This window comes from Arthrobacter sp. 2RAF22 (assembly GCF_052115325.1).
Classification (GTDB): Bacteria; Actinomycetota; Actinomycetes; order Actinomycetales; family Micrococcaceae; genus Arthrobacter.
Window position 1 is genome coordinate 313,225 of the sequence record NZ_JBFRGL010000001.1, and the last position, 21,951, is coordinate 335,175.

The window sequence follows — 21,951 nt, forward strand, 5'->3', positions numbered from 1 at the left end:
CCTAATCGGCGTCGGCGTCCCAGCCCGCGGCTGGGGCACCGGCGCCTTCTTCATCCGGGCCAAGCCCCCGCGACGTCGCAAAGGCGACGCCTTCCAGGAAGGCCTTTGCCCGCTGTGTTTCGGGGTACGCCTCCAGCAAACGCCAAAACGCGGCGTTGTGCCCGGCCACCAGCAGATGCGCGAGTTCGTGGAGCAGCACATAGTCGATGACCCACTGCGGCATGGGCTGGAGCTTGTCCGAAAGCCGGATGGTCCCGTCCGCCGGAGTTGCCGACCCCCACCGTGACTTCTGGTTGCTCACCCAGCGGACCGACGTCGGGATGGACCGTCCGCCCAGATACTTTGACGATAGTTCCGCGGCATGGGCGGCAAGCGCTGTGTCGCTTGCGGGTCTCCTCCTGCCGGCACCGTGGGCGCCCCGCTCCCCCTGGCGCTTGAGCTTGTCCAGCATCCGCCGGACCCATTCGCTCTCTTGTGCCTTCGTGAAATGGGCGGGAATCGCGACGACGGCGTTCCCGTCCTCCCAGAATGCTGCCACGGTACGGCGGCGGCGGGCTGAGCGACGAACGACGACGGGCGACCCGTCGTCGGTGGTCAGCGGCAAAGCGGGCTGGCCCGCGGCCCGCGGCACTAGGCGGACCCGTTCTGGACGAGAACTGCCAGCACGGCTTCGCCGTATTTTTCCAGTTTGGAGGGCCCGACACCGGCGAGTTTCGCCAGGTCCTCAAGGGACTCCGGCCGGGCCTCGGCGATGGCAGTCAACGTCGCGTCCGTGAAGACCACATAGGCCGGAACCTCGTTGCTCAGGGCCTCTTCCTTCCGCCATTGACGCAAAGCCTCAAAGGTCTGGTCTTCGTACGTGGGCGGGCACTGGCTGCAGCGACCCACTTTGCGTTCGGCGCCGGTGGCGAGCATCGTGCCGCAGACCCTGCACGACGCCGGTGCCGCCGCCTTGCGCCGTGGCGTGGCGCGGCTGCGCGCGCTGGCTCCGAGCACCGAATCCGGGCGAAGCCCGTCGAGGAAGCGCGAGGGCTTGCGATTGGCACGGCCACCGGGCGTGCGGGCCGTGGACCAGGACAGGTTCAGGTGCTCGCGTGCCCGCGTGATCCCGACGTAGAGCAGGCGGCGTTCCTCGTCCACGCTCTCGGGAGTGTCCGCGAAGGAAATGGGCATAAGGCCCTCGCTCAAGCCCACCAGGAACACGGCATCCCATTCCAGGCCCTTCGCGGCGTGTAGCGATGCGAGCGTCACGCCCTGGACCGTTGGTGCGTGCTGCGCAACCGAACGTTCCTGGAGTTCGTTGACGAATTCCATCAACGTGAATTCCGGCCCGCGGCTGGCGGCGAGTTCGTCCGCAAGCGCCACGAGCGCTGCGAGCGATTCCCAGCGTTCGCGGAGGGCACCGCCGCTGTGCGGGGCGGCATCCGTGTAGCCGAGCGAAGCCACGATGTCGCGGACCAGTTGGCCGAGCGGCTCCTTCGCGGAATCCTCGGCTACGGCACGCGTGGCGGCGCGCAACTGCAGGATGGCGTCCCGGACCTCCTTGCGCGCGAAGAATCGCTCGCCGCCCCGTAGCTGGTAGCCGATGCCCGCCGAGGCAAGAGCTTGCTCGTACGCTTCCGATTGTCCGTTGGTGCGGAACAGCACGGCAATCTCGCTTGCCTTGGTGCCGGCGTCGATCAATTCCCGGATCCGGCCCGCGACCACCGCCGCCTCGGCCTCGTCATCGGGGCACTCCATGAACCGTGGCTCCGGTCCGGCCGGACGCTGGGCAAGCAACTGAAGAGGTTTGGCCCAAGCGGCGTCGGCAACCGTTCCACCACTGCGGCGGGACCCCAGGAGATCGTTGGCCAGCTTCACCACTTGGGGCGTGGAACGGTAGTCACGAACGAGTTTGACGACCGTCGCCGAGGGGTACTGGCCCTTGAATCCCAGGAGATGCTTGGGAGAGGCTCCCGTGAAGGAGTAGATGGTCTGGCTGGCGTCGCCCACGACGCAGAGTTCGTCGCGGCCGCCAAGCCACAGTTCCAGCAGCCGCTGTTGCAGCGGGGAAACGTCCTGGTACTCGTCCACCACGAAGTGCCGGTACTGCTCGCGGACCGTAGCTGCCACTTTCGGGTCTTCCTGGAGGATGCCCACCGTGATCAACAGGACGTCCTCGAAATCGATCACGTTGCGGTCCGTCTTCACGTCCTCGTAGGACTGGAAAACCCGGGCGACGGCTGTGAGGTCGAAACCCCCGGGAGTGCCGCGGCCATGTGCGTTCTCGAGGTAGTTGGCCGGCGTCAGCATGGAAACCTTCGCCCACTCGATCTCCGCCGCGAGGTCACGGATGGAAGCACGATCGGTACTCAGCCGAAGCCGTCGCGCGGCTTCGGCGATCATGTTCGCCTTGTGGTCCAGCAGGTTCGGCAGGACACCGCCGACCGCCTGCGGCCAGAAGAATTGCAGTTGCCTGAGCGCTGCGGCGTGAAAGGTGCGTGCTTGGACGTTTCCGACGCCTAGATCCCGCAGGCGGCTGCGCATCTCGGCGGCGGCCCGGGAGGTGAACGTGACGGCCAGGAGGCGCTGCGGGCTGTAGACACCGGAGTGCACACCATAGGCAATGCGGTGCGTAATCGCCCGGGTTTTTCCCGTCCCCGCTCCGGCGAGGACGCACATGGGCCCGTTGAGGTTGCTGGCGACTTCCCGTTGCTCGGCATCAAGGCCGCCGAGAATCCGGTCCTCGAGTGAAACGGTGTCGCTGAAAATGCCGTCTGTCACTGCTGGAGGTCCTCGATGACGCCGCCGTACCAGTGCTCGATCAAGGAACGCGCAATCGAAAGCCTCGTGGAGATCGTGATCTCGCCGCTGAGCACGGCTGCCTGGAGTTCCGCGCGGCTGAACCAGCGCGCCCGGGTGACCTCGACGCCGTCGGGCCGGGCCTCGACGTCGTCAGTTGTTGCGGTGAACCCGAGCATAAGCGAAGCCGGGAACGGCCACGACTGCGAGCCAAGGTACTGGCAAGCGGTGACCCGTACACCCACTTCTTCCCCGATTTCGCGAACCACGGCCTGTTCGAGCGATTCCCCTGGCTCAACGAAGCCGGCCAGTGTGGAGTAGTTCTTGGCGTCAAGCGGCCCACCTCCACCGAGGAGAAGCCTGCCGTCGGAACCGACCACTGTGACGATGATGGCCGGATCGGTCCTCGGATAGTGCTCCGATTTGTCCCGCGGGCACCGCCGGACCCAGCCGCCGGCTTCGATTTCCGTGGGAGTTCCACACTGCGGGCAGTGGGTATGGGTGGCATGCCAGTTGGAAATCGCGCTGGCCTCGACAAACAAGGCTGTGTCCAGCGCACCAAGGCGGGCGGCTACCTCCCGGAATCCCGCCCAGGAGCCGTCGGCCGGAAGGCCCGCGGCTCCAGGCGAAACCGGCTCAGCAGGCACAAAGAGGACAATTGGGGTTTGCTCCGGGACGGAGGAAGCAGCAAGGGTCCGGCCGAGATAAATGGCAGTGAGCGGTCCGCCGGCGGCCTGGAGGGATTCGAAGAGCGGCGCGGCGTCGCCCAGCCACAGCTTGTCGCCCAGTACGAGCGCTTGGCGCTGCGACACCACCATGGCCTTGGCCGAACCCGAGGAGATCACTTCGTCAAGCATGCCCGGTTTCAGGCGTTCGGCAGATCCGCGGTCAACCATGGCAGGGCGCACCGGAAGAACAGTGTCAATAAGGTGGTTTGCCGGCGCCTGGAACTCGGTGAAACTCATGTACCTACCGTACTGACTCGCACCGACAATTGACATTTGGATCTTTCAGCGACGCATGCCCCTGGATCCGGTTTTCCAGCGGATCTGAAGACTCGCCGCACTGCATCGCTGCCAGAGGCGCTTGTCAATCTACCGTGGAAGACGTGAGAAGAACACCGTTCGAACTGGCCGCTGTAGCTACTGCGGCGGTGCCCGGCCTGACGCCGATGGCTGCCGCCTCTGCCCCGGATGATGCTGCCGATTTCGATTCGGCGCTCCTGCTGGACTCCGAGGGCAAACGGTGGCGTGTCCGTTCGCCGCGCCATCCGGAAGCCAGCGCCCGGCTGGAAACCGAATTCATGATCCTGCGGGCTTTCGCGCCGGCGATCCGGGCCGAGCTGCCCTTTTTGATGCCCACTGTGGCCGGAACGGTGCGCCAGGGCGCGCTGAGCACCTTTGTTTACGCCCACTTGGCTGGGGCCACGCGCAGCATCGAAGAGTTGTCCACCTGCAGCGATGCCTTGGCCAAGGAGATCGGTGCGGCGTTGGCCGCCGTGCACGACCTCCCCCAATCCCTCGTCAATAACGCCGATCTTCCCAGCTACACGGCCAACGAATTCCGCCAGCGCAAGTTGAACGAGCTGGACCAGGCCGCCACAACGGGCAAGATTCCGTCCTCGCTGCTCCGTCGCTGGGAGCATGCGCTGGAGGACGTGGCGCTCTGGCGCTTCAACCCGTGCGTGGTCCACGGGGACCTCCATGAAGACAACCTGCTGGTCGACGGCGATAGCGTGACGGCCGTGACGGGGTGGACCGATCTGCGCATCGGCGATCCTGCCGATGACTTCGCCTGGCTCGTGGCGTCAAACGAACAGAAGTTTGTTGAGTCCGTCCTCCGGCACTACACGGAAGCCAGACGGGATACACCTGACAGCCACCTGCTGCGACGCTCGGCACTTCTTGCCGAATTCGCCTTGGCCCAGTATCTCGTCAAGGCCTTGGCGGCCGGTCACAGTGAGATGACGGCTGAAGCCGAGGCGATGCTTAAATCCCTCGCCGACGACATCGAGGAGCAAAACGCGTTGGCGGCCGAGGATTCCGAAGCCGCTGCGGAGCGTGCCGCTGCGGACGGGCTGGCGGCACCGGCAGTTGTCATTGCTTCCGAAGCCAAGGCCCCGGCGGGCGGCCCGGCGAAGCCCACGGTAAGTATCACAGCCATCCCGGAGCCTGCTCACGACGACGTTCCCGAGGTTCGCCCGGAGACGGCCGCGGCAACGCCGTCGGTCACGGTTGAACCGTTGGAGGCCGCCGCCTCAGACGAAGCCGCCGCTGAGCCTGCGGGAGAATCAGCGAACGGGACCGCCTCGACGACGGAGACGGCGTCCGAATCCGACGACACGTCGACGACGGCCCTCCAGGTAGTGGAGCCCGCGCCACTCCAGGACGCCAAGGACCGTTAGTCCATCGTGGTCTAGCTGCCGTGGTTTCGGTTGCCTATTTGTTTCGCTTGCCCAGCGCGGAAGCGATGATCTCCTCCAGTTCCTCCGCGGTGCCCAGGTCGTGGGGCCTCACGACAGAGTCGTCGGCAACGTAGTAAAACGCTGCACTGACCTGCTCCAACGGCACACCCTTGAGGCGCGCCCATGCCAGGCGGTAGACGGCCAGTTGCACGGCGCGGGTCTTGAGTTGCCTGCCGGCCGGGCGCTTGCCCGTCTTCCAGTCCACCAGTTCCCATGTGCCGTCCGCCCCGCGGAACACTGCGTCAATCCGCCCGCGCACCACGACGTCACCGATCCTTGTTTCCACGGGAACCTCGACGAAGGCCGGGGACCGGTGTGCCCATTCTGAATTGCTGAACGTCGCCACCATGTCATCGAGTCCATACGCTTCGTCGATGTGGGAATCGGAGCCGGGTGCTTCGTCGAGATCCAGCATGCCGGTGGTTCCGTAGTATTCCTCCACCCAGGAATGGAAGGCGGTGCCTTTGCGCGCCGAGATCCCGGGTTGCCGGGGCACCGGGCGCCGGAGCTGGGCCAGGACCGCAGCAGGATCGTCTCCGAGATCGACGAACATGGACGCCGAGATGTGTCCGGGCAAATGGACGTCTTGGACGGGTTTCCGCCGCAACTGCCTTTCCAGCAACAGTTCCGCTTCGGCAGCCCAGCCGGCGGCCGTCCCGCGGAGGGACGTCAGCGATGCATCCATGACAAGCGGCGAATCCGCCCGTAATCCTTCGACTGCGTCCCTGACCCGGATTGCCGCCGCCTCCATGGCAGCCCGCCGGCCCGGGACCAAGCGGAGCCGTTCCCCCGTGCGGGGGTCACTCGGGCCCTCAAGCGGATCGTAGGGGAAGACCGCCACCTCCGTTCCGACTGTCAAAGGGCTCTCCGTGGGCAGCGCGTCTTCGCTCAGGGACTGGGGATGAATGGCAGCGGCCGATGCCCGGCCGGTCTCGCCTCCTGCCCCACCGGCAAGGCCGGCCAGCTCGGCAAGGAAAGGTGACGTCTCCGCAATGCCTGCCCGGGAACCATTCCACGCGGCGCTCGATGCCCACAGGACGAACTTTGCACGGGTATAGGCAACGTAGGCGAGTCGCCGCTCTTCGGCCTCACCGTGGTGCTGGACTTCCGATTTGAAGTCCTTTTCGGCGTCCAGCCAGCCCTTTTGGTCCGGCTGGTCCAGATCCCATTGAGGGAGGTCCGCCCGGTCGCCACGCAGGGGCCATGGCAAGGCAGCGGTACCGCTGCTCCACCGGGAGTCCCTGTTGCTCGGGAAGGCCCCGGCGTTGAGGCCGGGGACAAAAACAACGTCCCATTCCAAGCCTTTGGACGCGTGGACTGTCAGCAACTGCACTGCCTCGTGGTTCACCTCTGCGTCGGCCATGTCCAGTCCGCCTTCTTCCGATGCGGCCGCTTCAAGCCACCCCAGGAAGGCCAGGAGATCAACCCGCTGCGAAGTCTGCAGGAAACCCGCCGCGGCATCATGGAATGCGTCCAGGTTCCGGCGGGCCTGGTGGATGCTCGTCCCGGGCTTGGCAGCGACCTCAATGTCCAGCAGCATGGCACGTTCCACCTCGCCGATCAGCGTGCTCAGATCGTCTCCGATGAACCCCCGCAGGTTCCGAAGCTCCGCAGACAGCCGGCCAAGACGGTCCAAGGCCGCCGGGCTGAGGGAGCGTCCGTGACCGGAAGTCCACCCTGGGCGGGGCAGGAAGTCCAGCGCCTCCACAAGGCTGGCCGCATCAGTAATGTCGCTCTCCACGACTGTCTCCATCGGGCTTTCGTCCGCGTTGGAGGCATCGTCTGCAGTGCCGCCGTCTCCCGAGCCGCCGTGTGATCGCCGCCTGGCAAGGAACTGGGACCAGTCGCGGAAGGCCATCAGATCAGCAGTTCCGATCCGCCACCGGGCGCCTGCCAGCAAACGCATCAGGGCATCGGAACGGCCGGGATCTGCGAGGACCCGGAGCGCAGCCACGAGATCGACTACTTCAGGGGTGTCGAGGAGCCCTCCGAGGCCGACTATTTCGTACGGGATACCCTGGACCTCGAATTCACGCCGCAAGCACTCCATCTGTGCCCGACGGCGGCAAAGCACTGCCATGGTGGGGGAAACCGGCGTACCGTCTGCCGCGGTTTCAAAGACTGTTCGGCGGTAGCGGCGGACGTCCCGGGCAATCGCTGCGGCTTCGTCTTCGTCGGTGGCAAATCGTCCGAGAACAACGCTGCCGTCCGCCGCTGCCGGGCTCGGCTGCAGTGGAGGTACCGCCACAGTACTCTCTTCGGCCCTCGAGCCGGGGGCTCCCTCACTCGCGGCCGCCTTGTTAAGAGGCGCGGCAATGACGTTGGCGGCGGCCAGGATGTTGCGCCCGTTCCGCCAGGCAGTGGTCAGATACGAGGTGGGTGCCGTGGCAAGGGATGCCGGTCCCAAGCCGTCTTCCACCCGGACGGGAAATTCCTGGACAAAGTGGAACAGCTGGCCGGCCGAAGCACCCCTGAAGCCATAGATGGATTGGTTGGGATCCCCTACCGCCGTCACGGCATGCCCTCCCCCGAACAGGCGGGAGAACAAGACAAGTTGCGCGTGTGAGGTGTCCTGGAATTCATCCAACAACACAACCTTGTAGCGGGCCCGCTCGGTGGCGGCCGCCAGGGGTATGTCCTGGGCAATCTTCGCAGCGAGCGCAACGAGGTCTCCGAAATCGAGGACGCCGCGGTTCCTCTTGGCCTCTTGGTAACGCCCCACCATGTCCGCGACGCTGGCCCTGGTCCGCAACATGGCGCCTAGATCGCCGGCAGCTTGGGTTGGGTTCTTTTTCGCGGAGGACATATAGGGCAATTGGGCGAATTCGGACACCCGGTCCATTAACCAGCCCTGAACTTCGGCGGGTTCGCGCAAGTGTTCGGCGCACTCGCCGGCCAACTGCATCACGGCATTGACCAACGTGGACTTGGCAGCGGTGAAGTGCTCATAGTCGCCGTCGTACGCTTCGACCACTTCGCTCGCAAGCTGCCACGCCTGGGCGCCGCCAAGCAGGACCACATCGCGCTCGATACCCAAGCGCAGGCCGTAGTCGGACACGATACCGCTGGCGTAGGAGTGGTAGGTAGACACTTTGGGTTCAAGCTCGTCGGAGCCTGCAACCCCCTCCGGGAAGCCGTACTCCCCGTTGTCCGAGGATGCGATGCGCTGCAGGGTGGCCAATTTCGCGCGGATGCGGCTGGCCAGCTCCCCTGCGGCTTTACGGGTGAAGGTGACGCCAAGGACCTCTTCGGGGCGAACCCATCCGTTCGCGACGAGCCACACGACACGGTCCGCCATGGTGGCGGTCTTGCCGGATCCAGCGCCGGCGATGACCAGCCGGGGGGTCAACGGTGACGCAATAATGGCGGATTGCTCTTCCGTGGGACGGTTCCGCTCGCCGAGGATATCGGCCAATTCGCCGGGCGAGAATCGAGGTTCCGGCAGTACGGCGGCTTCTTCGGAAGCCTCTCCGGCTTCGATTCCGGCGAGTGTCTGGACGGTCATTCGGTGACCTGCTTTCCCCTGGCGCACAATGGGCAAATATCGGGCAGTCGGCAGCCGTGGCCTCCGTGGCTGCCTTTTGAGGGATCGTGGCGTGCTTCGAAGCTTGCTCCGGCCATGAGCACGGCGGCCTCACTGACGAGGTCCTGCGCCCAGTTATCTCCCGGATCCAGGGGCTCTTGCGCTTGGACCACGGGCGTCTTCGTCTTGGTTCCCAACTGTGCCAGGACTGCACCGCCCGGAAGCCCCGGAACAGGGAGGTCCTGGAACGCCCCGTGCAACACGGCCGCCTGATACGCACCGAGCTGGGGGTGCGTGGCGAGTTCGGCTTTGCCAGGCTGGCGTTTGCCGGTCTTGAGGTCGACAATCACCAGCCTGCCCTCCGTATCTATTTCCAAACGATCCACTTGTCCCCGAAGCACGGCGTTCCGGCCAGCATCGGGATCCTCGGCACCGTGGCCCAGGCGCACTTCCGGCAGCGGAACCTCGAAGTCCGCTTCGACCGCCGCCAGGCTGCGGCCCTCGCTCCGCATGACAAGGACGTATTGGGCGAGTTTCCGGACCATCTGCTCTGCCCGTTGGAAGTCCAGCCTGCCTTCCCAGTTGTCCTTCATGCCCAGGGTGGGCCAGCGACGCACGAGCTCCGCGACATACTCGGCGCCGGAAGCTTCGGGCAGTTCCTGGGCAATCGCATGGACCAAGGTGCCCAGGCTACGGGCAAAGTCGGTAGCGGCTTCGCCACCTGCCGCTTGGACAAACCAGTCCAAAGGCGATTTGTGCACAGTTTCGACCTTCGAAGGAGAAACGTACACGGTGCCTTCCGCCGGCACTACCGGCGCGTCGCTGCTGAGCGGTGCCAATCCCCACCAGGAATCCGGATGCGCCCCCGGCACTGCAGGCGACGCGGTGGCGAGGTGTGCCAGCACGCGCGCGGCTTCGGCGGCGTCCTCGGCCACGCCCGGTCGGGCAAGCGCGGCGTCGTCCGGCTGAACCCGCTGCCTCAACTCGGCCACCAAGGCACGCAGGGTCATGGGCCGGCCAACCGGCGTGTACTCACGTTGGTACTGCCCCGGTTCCATAGGCGCCACATAGTCGAGAAAGGCAGACTGCTGCTCGTCTTCCGAAGAAACCGCGGTGCAGATGAGGACTTCCCTGGCACGCGAAACGGCTGTGGAGAAGCTCCGCAGTTCGTCGTAGCGGATATCCCTCAGCCTGCTGAGGGGCCCGCGCTGCAAGGCGTGTTCAACTCCATGCTCCACGGCATCGGCAAACAAAGTACTGCCGAGGAGCTCACCCCGGAGCCTCGTATTGGGCCAGACTCCCTCCTGCAGCCCCGCCACGATGACCACGGCCCACTCCCGCCCGGCCGCGCTGGCCGGCGTCATGAGCTCCACCGCTTCCTCCAACTGGGCCCTGGCGGCAAGGGTGTCCATGGGGAGTTCCTGGCTGAGGAGATATTCCAGGAACTGTTCGGGACCGGAGCCGGGAAGCTGGTCGACATAGCGCTCGGCGGTGTGGAACAAGGCCATCATGGCGTCGAGGTCCCGGTCCGCGCGGGCGCCGGCAGCGCCGCCGTCGAGCGCCATTTCCGTCCAGCGTGAAGCCAGCCCCGTGGCTTGCCACAACGCCCACAAAACCGTCTCCGCGTTGGCTCCGGGTTCGGCGGCTGCCGAACGTCCTGCCGCGATCATGCGGGCCAAACGCCGGGCCGAACTACCCTCGATGCCCAAAGACCCCAGCGCCCCCGGCTCCAGCAACGCTTCGACCAGCAACGCATCGCTGGACCGTCCACCACCGCCCAAGAGCTCCTCCCGGCGCAAGGATTGGCGCAGGCGGCGCAACTCGATAGCGGTAGCTCCGCCGATCCTCGACGTGAGAAGCGAGACGGCAGACTCAGGCGTCAGATTGGCGGCGTCCAAAACCACCCCGTACACCTCGAGCAGGGGACGGACAGCCACTTCGTCGCGGACAGCGGAATCCGCAACGGGGACACGGACGGGGATTCCCTGACCGCTCAGGTACCGCTGCAGTTGCGCCAATTGCCCGCCGTTGCGCACGATCACTGCGATGTCGCCGAACTCGTAGTTCCCGCGCAGCTGGGCTTCGAGGATGCGTTGTGCCACGTAGCGCAATTCATGGACTGTGGAGGGCAGGACATGTGCTTCGACCCGGCCCGCGGCTTGATTGGCTCCGGAACGTGCCACCTCCGCCGATGCGGGAAGTGGGTCCAGGCGCCGGGCCAGCTGCCCTCCCGCGCGCTGCGAAATACGCGCAGCCACGCCCGTCCACGCTTTTGCGACACCGGGCAGGTGCCGGTGGGTGTGCCATAGAGGAAGCTCCCGAACGACACCTTCAAGGCCGCCGAGAAGCCGCGGGAGTTCGGCGACGAGGTCCGGACGGGCACCGCGGAATCCCTGGACCACGGTGTCCGGGGAGGACGCCACCAAAACGTCCTTTCCTTCGGCGATGTCCGCGAGCAGTTCAAACACTGCGGGATTTGCCTCTTGGACGTCGTCCACGAGTATCAACTGCAGCCGCTCGCGCTCAGCCGCCAGGAATCCGGGCGAGTCCTGGAAGATCTGGCGCGCGGCGGTGATGATTCCGGCCGGGTCGAAGGCTTCCGGCATGCGCAGGTCCAGGACGTCGCGGTACTCCGAATAGAGGTCTGCGGCGGCTATCCAGTCCGGCCTGCCGCATTCGTAGGCGAGCGACGTAAGATCGTCCGCCGTGCGGCCGGATTCGATGATCCGGTCGAAGAGCTGCCGGATCTCCTGCCGGAAGCCACGCGTGGGCAGCGCGGCGGACAAGTCCTGCGGCCAAGGAAGTTCAAAACCCGGCCGGGCGTGCCCCTCCAGCAGTTCCTTGATGATGAGGTCCTGTTCCGGCCCCGAGAGCAACTTGGGCGGCCGCTGCAGCGGCAGCACGCCCTCGGCTTTGGCTCGCCGGATCAGGTCGAAAGCGTATGACGCCCAAGTGCGCGCCGGCGTCGTACTCAAGCTGCGGTCCAAGCGCCCCGTAAAGGTGTCCCGCAACGCCGACGCCGCATGCCGGCCGGGTGCGAGAATCAGGATCCGTTCCGGATCCACGCCGTCACGCTGAACCCGCCGGACGGCGGTTTCCACCAGCACAGTGGACTTCCCGGTGCCGGGCGCCCCTGGTATCAGGACCGGCCCGGATCCGTGCGGGAGCCCGACGACGGCGGCCTGGTCGGCGGACAACTCCGGCGCTGCGTAGTGGACCTCGCGCGGCGGAAGCAGGCGCAAGCGGGCAGGCGCTTGCCGCGATGGTGCTTGTCGCGATTGTGCCTGCCGTGGCGCCGTCGTTGCTTCCTGCGTTGTTGCTTGAGGTGTCGGTGTTGGACTCACACGGTCATTTCATCATCGGGTACCGACAATTTATGGAGCTGACGCTCGAGTTGCTCAGAGATCGCATCGATACTGTCGAAGTCACGGTCCGTCGGGGCCCACCGGGCGAGGGTCAGGTCAACGCGCCAGCGGCCTTCGCCGATCCGCAGATACTCCGCGTAGGCGCCGTGCAGCGGCGTTCCCTCGTCCAAGTAGTGGTGCAGCGCTTCCGACTCAAGGCCTGGGGGCGCCTCGCCACTGGCACGCAGTACGCGCCACCAAGCCACGGTGCTTCCGTGGTGGCTCATGACCGATCCGATCTGCCGGGGACCGCCCGAGCCCAGAAGCTCGGCAACATCCCCATAGGACACGGCAACGCCGGGCGGCATGAGATCCACGACGGCCAGCACCGCCGTCACAAACTCCATCCGCATGCCCCCAGCCTATCGGCATGGGCCGCCGGATCGGCGCAGAAGGAGTGTCGCTCCGGTTCTTGTCGGAGGGCGCCGGTAGCGTTGAAGCATGAGCTCCTGGAATACCCTCCCCCGCGCCGCGTTCGACCTTGAGACCACGGGACGGAACTCCCGTTCCGCGAGGATCGTCACCGCTTCGATCACCGTAGTGGACGACGACGGCGGCGTCATCAAGGAACTCGAATGGTTGGCGGATCCTGGTATCGAGATTCCCTTGGAGGCGAGCGAGATCCACGGCATCACCACGGAAAAGGCGAGGGCCGAGGGCCGACCGGCAGCAGAAGTGACGCGCGAAGTTGCCGCCGCACTCCAGGAACTGTTCGACGACGGCGTGCCGGTCATTGCGTTCAACGCGAGCTATGACTTCACGGTCTTGGCCGCCGAATCCGCCCGCTACGGCGTGCCGCAACTGAGCCGTTTCCCCGTGCTTGACCCCTACGTCATGAACAAGCAGGTCGACCGGTACCGCAAGGGCAAGCGGACCCTGACCGCTTTGTGCGAGGAATACGGGGTGAACCTCGATAACGCCCATACCTCCGCTGCGGACGCCCTCGCCACCTTGCGCGTCCTTGATGCCATGGCCGGCAAGTTCCCGAAGCTGCAAATGCCCGCCTCCAAGCTGCATCACCTCCAGGTTGATTGGGCAGCCGCACAGGCCGCCGATTTCCAGAGCTACCTGCGCAAGACCAAACCAACGGCAGTCATCGAAGGCAATTGGCCGGTTCTTCCCCCGGAAGATGCCAGCCGCGGAGACTTCTAAGGCTTCCGGATTTTCAAAACGCCCGTCCACGTACCGGACGCTTTTCCGGCGTCCGCATGATGGGACGCACGTCACATCGCTGTTGCTGCCTGAAAGCCAGCTGGACGTCAGTCACGAATTCCCCACGATACCCGAGTGACGCGGCACCTCAAGGGCACTTTCAACACTTCGCTGAATTTAATTCGGAGTTTCCGGGAATCGCACGCCTTATCGTCGTCAATTTATGGCTGAATGAGTGGATGACATAATTAAGTTTGGCGGGTCGAGTTCTGATATTGCGGCCCAAGCCTGCTTTGGCTGCGTTCCCCGCCCGTCTCGATACGAACGCGTGTTCCCCGATGAAAGTGATTTGCTTGATGAAAATCAAAGCCCTGAAGTGGTTCTCTGCTGTCCCTGTGGCTGCAGTTCTCGCCGTCTCCCTGGCCGCCTGCGGTGGCGGAGCGGGCAGCACCAGCAGCGCCTCGCCGACCGACGCCCTCCAAGGCAGCGACCAGAAGACGCTGGACAAGTACACCACCAAGGACGTCACTCCGGTGGACAAGATCGACAAGTCCAAGCTGGGCCTGATCACCGACGGCACCCTGCGCGTCGGCACGCTCTCGGACGCCCCGCCGAACATCTTCATCGATCCCTCAGGCAAGTTCACCGGCTATGACAACGAACTCCTGCGCGCCGTCGGCGCCAAGCTGGGCCTCAAGGTCGAGTTCGCCTCCACTGACTTCTCGGCGCTGCTCTCCCAGGTCAAGAACAAGCAGTTCGACGTCGGATCCTCCTCGATCTCCACCACGGACAAGCGCCGCGAGACCGTCGGCTTCACCAATGGTTACGACTTCGGCTACATGGCCGTCGTGACCAAGACCGACTCCAAGGTCAAGGGCTTCGCGGACCTCAAGTCCGACGTGCGCATCGGCGTCGTCCAGGGCACCGTCCAGGACGACTACGTCACCAACACGCTCAAGCTTGAGCCCGTCCGTTTCCCGGACTACAACACGGTTTACGCCAACGTAAAGAGCGGCCAGGTTGACGCTTGGGTCGCCCCGTCGCAGCAGGCAACCGGCCGGGTCAAGGACGGCGACAACACGAAGATCGCCGAAAAGGTCGTCAACACCCAGAACTTCACTGCCTGGGCCGTGAACAAGGACAACCAGCCCCTGATCGACGCCCTCAACTCCGGCCTTGACGCCGTGATCGCAGACGGTACCTGGACCAAGCTGACGGCCGAGTGGTACAAGGACCGCCCGACCCAGGCGGAGCAGACCCCTCAGGGCTGGAAGCCGGGCAGCAAGGCCGTCCAGATCCCGGCCAAGTAACCCAGGCGTTCCATGGATCTCCAGGAAATCCTCAAGCAACTCGGTGAGACCTTCCTCGATTGGAAGGCGATAGGCGAAGTCATCCCCAAGATGTTCGCCGTCGGCTTGCCGAATACCATTGTCTTGGCCGTCACCTCGGGCGTGATCGGAACTGTGCTCGGCATGGCGCTCGCCTTGATGGGGATCTCCCGGAACCCCGTGGCCCGGTGGATAGCCCGCATATACACCGACGTCCTTCGTGGGCTGCCGCCCGTCCTCACCATCCTCGTGATCGGCCTCGGCTTCGGCCCCATCATCCGTCAGCTGAGCGGCTCCACGAGCCCGTATCCGTTGGCCGTCGCGGCGCTGTCCCTGATGTCGGCGGCGTACATCGGCGAGATCTTCCGTTCCGGTATCCAGAGTGTTGACAAGGGTCAGCTAGAGGCAACACGCGCCCTGGGGTTCGGCTACGGCCCTGCCATGCGGCTTGTGGTGGTTCCCCAGGGCGTCCGGCGGGTCCTGCCGGCGCTGGTCAACCAATTCATTGCGTTGATCAAGGAGTCGTCGTTGGTCTTCCTCCTTGGCTTGCTCGCCTCAGAGCGCGAGATCTTCCAGATTGGCAAGGATGCGGCCTCCACGAGCGGAAATCTGTCGCCCTATGTAGCGGCAGCAATCTTCTACCTGGCGCTGACCATTCCATTGACGCACTTCGTGAACTGGATTGACCGCCGTCTCAGGACAGGACGGCCGGAAAAGAAGGAACCGGACGAGGCAGCCGCCGTCGTCGGGAAGGGAGCCCAGGCATGAGCGAATTCGCTTCAGGAACACTGACGGCCAAGAACATCCACTTGTCCTTCGGGTCGAACCATGTCCTGCGCGGCATCGACCTGCACGTCGAGAAGGGCACCACGGCTTCCGTGATCGGCCCTTCCGGCTCAGGGAAATCCACGCTCCTGCGCGTTATGAACCGGCTCATCGAACCCGAGCAGGGCGACATTTTGCTCGATGGCCGTTCGGTACTCAAGGACAACCCGGATGAACTGCGCCGGCGGATCGGCATGGTCTTCCAGCAGTTCAACCTGTTCCCGCACAAAACGGTGGCGGAGAACGTCTCCTTGGCCTTGCGGAAGCTCCGTGGCATGTCCAAGGAGCAGGCACGGGAAGACGCCTTGGCCCAACTGGACCTCGTAGGGCTCAAGCACAAAGCCGACGTCCGGCCAGCCAACCTCTCCGGCGGACAACAGCAGCGAGTGGCCATTGCCCGCGCGCTTGCCATGAAGCCCGAGGTGATGTTCTTCGACGAGGCAACATCGGCCCTGGACCCTGAACTGGTCAAAGGCGTGCTCGCGCTCATGACCGATCTGGCCAAGGGCGGCATGACCATGGTGGTGGTAACCCATGAGATGGGCTTCTCAAGGAACGTCTCCGACACCGTGACGTTCATGGACGCAGGCGTCGTCGTAGAGACGGGTTCGCCGGAACAACTCTTCACCGAGCCGCGGACCGAGCGCCTGAAGGGCTTCCTTTCGGACGTGCTCTAGGCCTTAGCAACGGGGAATCCCCGGCTTTCGGACGAAACACCCCTCGTGGTGAGCCGTCCGAAAGCCGGGGATTTTTCGTGGCCGGAGCTACTTCCCGGCCTTCACCTGAAGGACAGTCAAGGCCGCGGCATCCACTGAGTCGCGGAATCCAGGATCGGTCTGCGCCCGTTGCAGCACCTGGGCATACATCGCCGGAACTGAAGCAGTGTCCGCGCACAGAACCATGGTGCCGCCCGCCCCGATGAAATTCGTTGCCCTGTCCCCCATGCTCCAGGGCGACAGCTGCACGGCATTGCACAGATCATCGGACACGATGACGCCGGTGAATGCTGCGTCCGTCCGCAACATGGTGCGCATGATCACCGATGAAAACGGCGCCACATGGTCGGGATCGATCTTGTCGTAGTAGGCGTTCGAAATCATGACCCACCGGAGTCCCCGGTCGATCGCTGCCTTGAACGGCATCAGGTAGGGATCCGTCCGGGTGGTTTCGGTGTCGTGGACGTTCGCGCTGACGTCGGTGTTCAGGCTGACGCGCCCCATTCCCGGAAAATGCTTGACCACCGGCGCCACCCCTGCGTCCCGCAATCCGTCCGCCATCGCGTTCCCATGCTCGGACACCGCCGCCGGATTGAAGCCGTATTCGCGCTTGAACGCCCCAATGGGCTTATTCGAGGGTGCAAATTCGGGGCTTGGCACCGTATCCAGTACGGGTGCCAAATCAACATTCACTCCGGCCTGCAAAAGTTGGGACCCCCAGTTCCGGGCGTCGGCGCGAAGTTGTTCCGGGCTCGAATTCCCTTGGTCCAAGGCCGCGGGAATAGGCAGGAACCCGGGTCCCCGGAGCACTTGAACGGAGCCGCCCTCCTGGTCCGTCGCGACGGACAGCGGCAACCCACGGCTTGCAGCCGGCGAAATGGCCGCCCTCAGCTTTGCCACAACTGATGCCGTCGCCGCGACGCCAGCCTGGCTTCGTCCGGCCAGATAGATATTGCCCACGTGGTTGTTCAGGAGGTCAGCCACCGCGCTCGAATCGCTTCCGTCGGCCTTGGCCGCCACCATGAACAACTGCCCTACCCTTTGTTCCAGGGTCAGGCCCGCGAGCCGCTGTTCCGGCGTCGGGTGTGGAGGCGGCGGCAAGTCAGTGGGCCCGGCAGGAGTAGCAGAAGCAGGCGGCGATCCCGCGGGCGGCGAGCTGGAAAAACCAGGCGTCGGGACGGCCTGTGGGGCGGTTGGCGTGGCGGGCGGGTCCCCGGCCGCCACCAAACCGCCGTCAGCGGTATCGGCATGCGCAATTCCGGCGAATGCCCCGGCCATCAGGGCGAAAAAGATGAACAGTGGAATTCTGGACGGCTTGAGCAGATGAATCATCGCCTTGTCGATTCGATCGTTGCCCACAGCCTGCTCCCCGGCCGGCAGTGGGCGCAAGGAACAGGCTGCAAAGCATCGGAAAAGCGCCGTAGGTCAGGCAGCGGCCTCCGCGGCCGCCTTGGCCGCAGCGGGAAGGGCGTCGAAAATCCGGTTCATCGCGGCATCGTCGTGGGCAGCGGAAAGGAACCACGCCTCGAAGACCGACGGCGGCAGGTAGACACCGGAGTCCAGCATGGAGTGGAAGAACGGTGCGTAGCGGAAGACGTCCTGGGCCTGGGCGTCGGCATAGTTGTGGACTCCGTTGGCCGACGTACCGAAGGCCACCGAGAAAAGGTTCCCTGCGCGCTGGATCGAGTGGTCCACGCCTGCGGTGTCCAGCGCCGATGAGAGTGCCGCCGAGAGTTCCAGCGAGCGGGCATCCACGAAGCTGTAGACCTCCGGCGTCGCGAGCGTCAGGGTGGCGACGCCGGCGGCCATTGCCACAGGGTTCCCGGACAAGGTTCCTGCCTGGTACACCGGGCCAAGGGGCGCAAGGTAATCCATGACGTCGGCACGTCCGCCGAGCGCCGCCGTCGGCATCCCGCCGCCGATGACTTTGCCGAAGGTCAGCAGGTCCGGCGTCCAGCCTTCCTGGCGGCCTGTGAGGCCCCAGTAGCCCGCGTAGCCGGTGCGGAAGCCGGTGAGCACTTCGTCCAGGATCAACAGCGCGCCGTGTTCGCGGGTGATGCGGGACAGGCCTGCGTTGAAGCCGTCGTTCGGCGTGACCACGCCCATGTTGGCGGGAGCGGCTTCGGTGATGACGGCAGCGATGTTGTTGCCGTGCGCAGCAAAAGCGGCTTCCACCGCACCGAGGTCGTTGTACGGCAGGACGAGGGTTTCAGCGGCGGCAGCTTCGGTGACACCGGCTGAACCGGGCAGAGCCATGGTCGCAAGGCCCGAGCCAGCCGCGGCGAGCAGCCCATCGAGGTGACCGTGGTAGCAGCCGGCGAACTTGACGATCAGGTTGCGGCCAGTGAACCCACGGGCCAAGCGAACGGCGGTCATGGTGGCCTCGGTGCCCGTGGACACCATGCGGATGCGTTCGACGGCGGAGACGCGTTCCTTGACGATCGCGGCGAGGTTTGCCTCATCGGGCGTCGAGGCACCAAAGGACAAACCGCGGTCGACGGCGGCATGGACGGCGTCGAGGACTGCCGGATGTGCGTGACCCAGGAGCGCCGGACCCCATGAGCAGACGAGATCGACGTATTCGCGGCCATCTGCGTCGGTGAGGTAGGGACCCTTCGCCGAAACCATGAACTTCGGGGTGCCGCCGACGGAGCCGAAGGCGCGCACCGGAGAGTTGACGCCGCCGGGCATCAGGGATCGGGCGCGGTCGAACAGCTGGTCGGAGACAGGGGTGTTTGAAGTCATGGTGTCCATTCTTTCAGGGATTCGAGACGGTTCAGGCACCGAAAAAGTGGGCTCAGGCGTCGGCAAGCTGCTCGGCCACCAGTGGGGCCACCACAGTGCCGAAGAGTTCGATGCAACGCATCATGGATTCGTGGGGCAGGGTTCCGTTGCTGTATTTGAGGTCGAAACGGTCAACGCCGAGGTTCCGCTTCAGCAGGACGATCTTCCGGGCGACCGTTTCCGGGGAACCGACATACAGGGCTCCTTCGGGTCCGCACATGGCGTCGAACTCGCCCCGGCTTGCCGGTCCCCAGCCGCGTTCCGCGCCGATGCGGTTTCGCTGGGCCAGCCAATGCGGGAAGAGTTCCTCCCGGGCTTGCTCGTCGGTTGGGGCAACATAGCCAGGCGAGTGCGTGGCAATTTGCTGCATGGGGTGCCCGTATTTTTCCATTGCCTCGCGGTAGAGCTCCACGAGCGGGGCAAAGCGGCGCGGTTCCCCGCCGATGATGGCGAAAATGATGGGGTAGCCGTATTGCGCGCAGCGCAACACTGATTCTGGAGTACCGCCCACACCGATCCACGTTGGCAGCAAGTGGTGTTCCAGCGGCGGAAAGACGCTCATTCCGTTCACGTTCGGCCGGGTGCGGCCTTCCCAATGCACCGGCTTCTGCGCCCGGACCTTGTCGAAGAGTTCCAGCTTCTCCTCGAACAGGACTTCGTAGTCGGCCAGATCCAGGCCGAACAGCGGGAACGATTCCACGAACGAGCCGCGGCCCAGCATCACCTCCGCACGACCATTGGAGAGCGCGTCAACGGTGGAGAAGCGCTGGAAGACCCTGATGGGGTCGTCGGAGCTGAGCACGGTGACGGCCGAACCGAGCTTGATCTGCGATGTCCGGGCTGCCGCGGCCGCGAGGAAAACTTCGGGCGCCGAGACGGCGAAGTCGCGCCGGTGGTGCTCCCCCACCCCAAAGGCGTGAAGCCCGACGGCGTCTGCCAGCTCCGCTTCCGCCAGCAGCTCCCGCAAGACCTGGGCATGCTGTTTCGGGTTGCCGTCGGCGTCCACCCCGGCGTCACCGAAAGTATTCAGCCCGAGGAGGATCTCCGCGGCTCCGACAGGGGCCGTGGAAGTGGAAGCGGTATCGGTCATCAGGACTCCTTAAGCCAGCCGGCAAGTTCGGAGGCCCAGTACGTCAGCACCATGTCGGCGCCGGCCCGCTTGATGCCGAGCACGGATTCTGTGATGGCGCCGCGGCGATCGATCCAGCCGTTCGCGGCGGCCGCTTCGATCATGGCGTATTCACCGGAGATTTGGTAGGCCGCCACGGGTACCGGGCTCATGGCTGCGACGTCGGCGAGGATGTCCAGGTAGCTCATGGCCGGCTTGACCATCACCATGTCAGCGCCTTCTTCGAGGTCGAGTTCCACCTCGATGATGGCTTCCCGGCGGTTGGCGGCATCCATCTGGTAGGTCCGGCGGTCACCCTTGAGCTGTGAGTCCACGGCTTCGCGGAAGGGGCCATAGAAAGCGGAGGCGTACTTCGCCGCGTAGGCCAGGAGCGCGGTGTTCTGATGTCCGGCCTCTTCAAGGGCCTGGCGAATCACGGCGATCTGGCCATCCATCATCCCGGACGGCCCTAGGACGTGGGCACCGGCGTCGGCCTGCGCTACTGCCATTTGGGCGTAGATTTCGAGGGTGGCGTCGTTGTCCACGTAGCCGTTGGCGTCCAGGACACCGCAGTGGCCGTGATCGGTGAATTCGTCGAGGCATACATCGCCCATGACCACCAGGTCATCGCCGACTTCTGCGCGGACGTCGCGGATGGCCTTGTTCAGCACGCCGTCGGGATCCAGGGAAGCTGTGCCGCGGGCATCGCGGACTGCCGGAACACCGAACAGCATGATTCCGCTGACACCCAATTCCACGGCTTCGGCAGCGGCGCGTTTGAGCGAGCCCGTGGTGTGCTGCACGACGCCGGGCATGGAACTGATCGGAGCCGGTTCGCTGAGTCCTTCGCGAATGAAGGCGGGCAGGATGAGGTCGGCGGGAGCCAGCCGGTGTTCGGCGGTCATCCGGCGCATGGCGGGGGTGGTGCGGAGCCGGCGGGGCCGGTGGTTTGGAAAGCTCAACTTTCGTTCCCTTCGGTGTCGAATACGGTGCGTAGGGCGGCCACGATGCCGGCGGGTGTGGGTTCCTTGGCGGTTGCCGCGACCGGGATGCCGAGGGCGGCCGCCTCTGCCGCCGTCGAGCGCCCGATCGCAATGAAGCGGCAATCCCGCAGCGGCGCCAATGAGGCGTGGATGCGGCGGGCAGCGCTGGGTGAAGCGGCGACGACGGCGTGGAGCCGTCCGCCGGAAAGCTCGGCCTTCGCGGCTTCCGGGGTGAGCTCCGGCGCCCCGGCCCCGCCCGCGTGCCAGCCGTTCGCTGCTGCCAAGGCGGCAGTCAGCCGGCGTTCGGGGGCCGCAGGGTAGTCCACGGTGTGGTAGGCCGTCACTGCCTGGACCGAGGCCCCCTTGGCTTCGATACCGTCCAACAACATCGCGTCGGCAATGTCCGCTTGGGGCAACAGAACGTTGGCCGGGCCTGTCGGCCAGGCGGAGACGAGTCCTGCGGCCGACTGGACGTCCTCCGGCGCGAGGTCCACCGGAATGCCTTCCGCCTCGAGGACCCGCCTGCTCGACGGACCGATCGTCGCGATCCGGACGGACTCCGGAATCAGCTCCTTCAGCTCCAAGCGCCGCTCTGCTGCCTTTTCCTTCAGGGCGCGCACAGTGGTGATGCTGCTGACCACCAGCCAGCTGTACGCTCCCGCACGGAGGGCGTCCAAGGCGACCTCAAGGGAATGCTGGTCGCGGGCACGCTCGAAGTCGATCAACGGCAACAGGAGCGGCTCCGCGCCGGCTTCGCGCAGGGCGCTGACCAGCGGGGCGGCACGATCCGGGCTGCGCGTCACAAGAATCCGGGCGCCTTCAAGGACCCGGGCCTCTCCCGACTTCACCGCGCTGTGCCGTCCCATGGTCTCCTGTTGGCTCC

General features: G+C 65.3%; 16 protein-coding genes. 5 read left to right on the top strand and 11 right to left on the bottom strand.

Translation table 11 applies throughout. The annotated features are described in order from the left end of the window. Nucleotide 1: 1 nt before the first annotated feature. Genes AB4068_RS01365 through nudC form a run of 3 tightly spaced genes read right to left on the bottom strand, consistent with a single transcriptional unit; the run spans nucleotide 2 to nucleotide 3,746 of the window. Complete coding sequence (locus tag AB4068_RS01365; protein ID WP_441432504.1) at nucleotides 2-631, bottom strand: M48 metallopeptidase family protein; 630 nt, start codon at nucleotides 629-631, stop codon at nucleotides 2-4. Continuing rightward, nucleotides 631-2,763, bottom strand: coding sequence for an ATP-dependent DNA helicase UvrD2 (locus tag AB4068_RS01370; RefSeq protein ID WP_441432505.1), 2,133 nt, complete (start codon nucleotides 2,761-2,763; stop codon nucleotides 631-633). Before AB4068_RS01370 ends, AB4068_RS01365 begins: the two co-directional genes overlap by 1 nt. Beyond that, nucleotides 2,760-3,746 (bottom strand): NAD(+) diphosphatase, encoded by a 987-nt coding sequence (gene nudC, locus AB4068_RS01375; protein ID WP_441432506.1) that lies wholly within the window; start codon nucleotides 3,744-3,746, stop codon nucleotides 2,760-2,762. The genes AB4068_RS01370 and nudC overlap by 4 nt, the downstream gene beginning before the upstream one ends. Nucleotides 3,747-3,889: 143 nt before the next feature. Between nudC and AB4068_RS01380 the strand changes: the two genes are divergently transcribed. Then, a complete protein-coding gene (locus tag AB4068_RS01380; RefSeq protein ID WP_441432507.1) occupies nucleotides 3,890-5,185 on the top strand; it encodes a macrolide 2'-phosphotransferase in 1,296 nt (431 codons plus the stop codon). Nucleotides 5,186-5,219: 34 nt separating this feature from the next. Here AB4068_RS01380 and AB4068_RS01385 read toward each other — a convergent pair whose 3' ends face one another. The 3 genes from AB4068_RS01385 to AB4068_RS01395 form a co-directional block, all read right to left on the bottom strand. After that, nucleotides 5,220-8,750, bottom strand: coding sequence for an ATP-dependent helicase (locus AB4068_RS01385; protein WP_441432508.1), 3,531 nt, complete (start codon nucleotides 8,748-8,750; stop codon nucleotides 5,220-5,222). Further along, the gene (locus AB4068_RS01390; protein ID WP_441432662.1) at nucleotides 8,747-12,010 is read right to left on the bottom strand and encodes an ATP-dependent helicase; all 3,264 of its coding nucleotides are present in this window, start codon (nucleotides 12,008-12,010) and stop codon (nucleotides 8,747-8,749) included. Before AB4068_RS01390 ends, AB4068_RS01385 begins: the two co-directional genes overlap by 4 nt. Before the next feature lie 98 nt (nucleotides 12,011-12,108). Next, nucleotides 12,109-12,525, bottom strand: coding sequence for an MGMT family protein (locus AB4068_RS01395; RefSeq protein WP_306964314.1), 417 nt, complete (start codon nucleotides 12,523-12,525; stop codon nucleotides 12,109-12,111). Between the two features lie 88 nt (nucleotides 12,526-12,613). Between AB4068_RS01395 and AB4068_RS01400 the strand changes: the two genes are divergently transcribed. The 4 genes from AB4068_RS01400 (at nucleotide 12,614) to AB4068_RS01415 (ending at nucleotide 16,154) form a co-directional block, all read left to right on the top strand. After that, on the top strand, nucleotides 12,614-13,324 hold the full coding sequence (locus AB4068_RS01400) for a 3'-5' exonuclease (protein WP_059387510.1): 711 nt from the start codon (nucleotides 12,614-12,616) through the stop codon (nucleotides 13,322-13,324). 356 nt (nucleotides 13,325-13,680) lie between these two features. Beyond that, nucleotides 13,681-14,634, top strand: a complete 954-nt coding sequence (locus AB4068_RS01405; RefSeq protein WP_441432509.1) for a substrate-binding periplasmic protein — start codon at nucleotides 13,681-13,683, stop codon at nucleotides 14,632-14,634. Nucleotides 14,635-14,646: 12 nt separating this feature from the next. Then, nucleotides 14,647-15,420: an amino acid ABC transporter permease gene (locus tag AB4068_RS01410; protein ID WP_059387509.1), complete on the top strand. Its 774-nt coding sequence runs from the start codon at nucleotides 14,647-14,649 to the stop codon at nucleotides 15,418-15,420. Then, nucleotides 15,417-16,154, top strand: a complete 738-nt coding sequence (locus AB4068_RS01415) for an amino acid ABC transporter ATP-binding protein (protein ID WP_306964309.1) — start codon at nucleotides 15,417-15,419, stop codon at nucleotides 16,152-16,154. Before AB4068_RS01410 ends, AB4068_RS01415 begins: the two co-directional genes overlap by 4 nt. 87 nt (nucleotides 16,155-16,241) lie before the next feature. Here the strand turns inward: AB4068_RS01415 and AB4068_RS01420 are convergent, their stop codons facing one another. The 5 genes from AB4068_RS01420 to AB4068_RS01440 all read right to left on the bottom strand — a co-directional run bounded on the left by AB4068_RS01420 (nucleotide 16,242) and on the right by AB4068_RS01440 (nucleotide 21,934). Next, a complete protein-coding gene (locus AB4068_RS01420) occupies nucleotides 16,242-17,552 on the bottom strand; it encodes a glycoside hydrolase family 3 N-terminal domain-containing protein (RefSeq protein ID WP_441432510.1) in 1,311 nt (436 codons plus the stop codon). 66 nt (nucleotides 17,553-17,618) lie between these two features. Next, nucleotides 17,619-18,938, bottom strand: a complete 1,320-nt coding sequence (hemL, locus tag AB4068_RS01425) for a glutamate-1-semialdehyde 2,1-aminomutase (RefSeq protein ID WP_307055315.1) — start codon at nucleotides 18,936-18,938, stop codon at nucleotides 17,619-17,621. 52 nt (nucleotides 18,939-18,990) lie between these two features. Then, complete coding sequence (locus AB4068_RS01430; RefSeq protein ID WP_441432511.1) at nucleotides 18,991-20,067, bottom strand: LLM class flavin-dependent oxidoreductase; 1,077 nt, start codon at nucleotides 20,065-20,067, stop codon at nucleotides 18,991-18,993. Beyond that, the gene (gene hemB, locus AB4068_RS01435) at nucleotides 20,067-21,047 is read right to left on the bottom strand and encodes a porphobilinogen synthase (RefSeq protein WP_306964303.1); all 981 of its coding nucleotides are present in this window, start codon (nucleotides 21,045-21,047) and stop codon (nucleotides 20,067-20,069) included. The genes AB4068_RS01430 and hemB overlap by 1 nt, the downstream gene beginning before the upstream one ends. Beyond that, nucleotides 21,044-21,934 (bottom strand): uroporphyrinogen-III synthase, encoded by an 891-nt coding sequence (locus AB4068_RS01440; protein ID WP_284991491.1) that lies wholly within the window; start codon nucleotides 21,932-21,934, stop codon nucleotides 21,044-21,046. The genes hemB and AB4068_RS01440 overlap by 4 nt, the downstream gene beginning before the upstream one ends. Nucleotides 21,935-21,951 lie beyond the last annotated feature (17 nt).

Bases quoted from the DNA above. Each gene is read 5' to 3' on its own strand.
- AB4068_RS01385 (WP_441432508.1), bottom strand. From the start codon at position 8,750: ATGACCGTCCAGACACTCGCCGGAATCGAAGCCGGAGAGGCTTCCGAA.
- AB4068_RS01410 (WP_059387509.1), top strand. From the start codon at position 14,647: ATGGATCTCCAGGAAATCCTCAAGCAACTCGGTGAGACCTTCCTCGAT.
- AB4068_RS01440 (WP_284991491.1), bottom strand. From the start codon at position 21,934: ATGGGACGGCACAGCGCGGTGAAGTCGGGAGAGGCCCGGGTCCTTGAA.
- AB4068_RS01405 (WP_441432509.1), top strand. From the start codon at position 13,681: ATGAAAATCAAAGCCCTGAAGTGGTTCTCTGCTGTCCCTGTGGCTGCA.
- AB4068_RS01430 (WP_441432511.1), bottom strand. From the start codon at position 20,067: ATGACCGATACCGCTTCCACTTCCACGGCCCCTGTCGGAGCCGCGGAG.
- nudC (WP_441432506.1), bottom strand. From the start codon at position 3,746: ATGAGTTTCACCGAGTTCCAGGCGCCGGCAAACCACCTTATTGACACT.
- hemL (WP_307055315.1), bottom strand. From the start codon at position 18,938: ATGACTTCAAACACCCCTGTCTCCGACCAGCTGTTCGACCGCGCCCGA.
- AB4068_RS01395 (WP_306964314.1), bottom strand. From the start codon at position 12,525: ATGCGGATGGAGTTTGTGACGGCGGTGCTGGCCGTCGTGGATCTCATG.
- AB4068_RS01400 (WP_059387510.1), top strand. From the start codon at position 12,614: ATGAGCTCCTGGAATACCCTCCCCCGCGCCGCGTTCGACCTTGAGACC.
- AB4068_RS01415 (WP_306964309.1), top strand. From the start codon at position 15,417: ATGAGCGAATTCGCTTCAGGAACACTGACGGCCAAGAACATCCACTTG.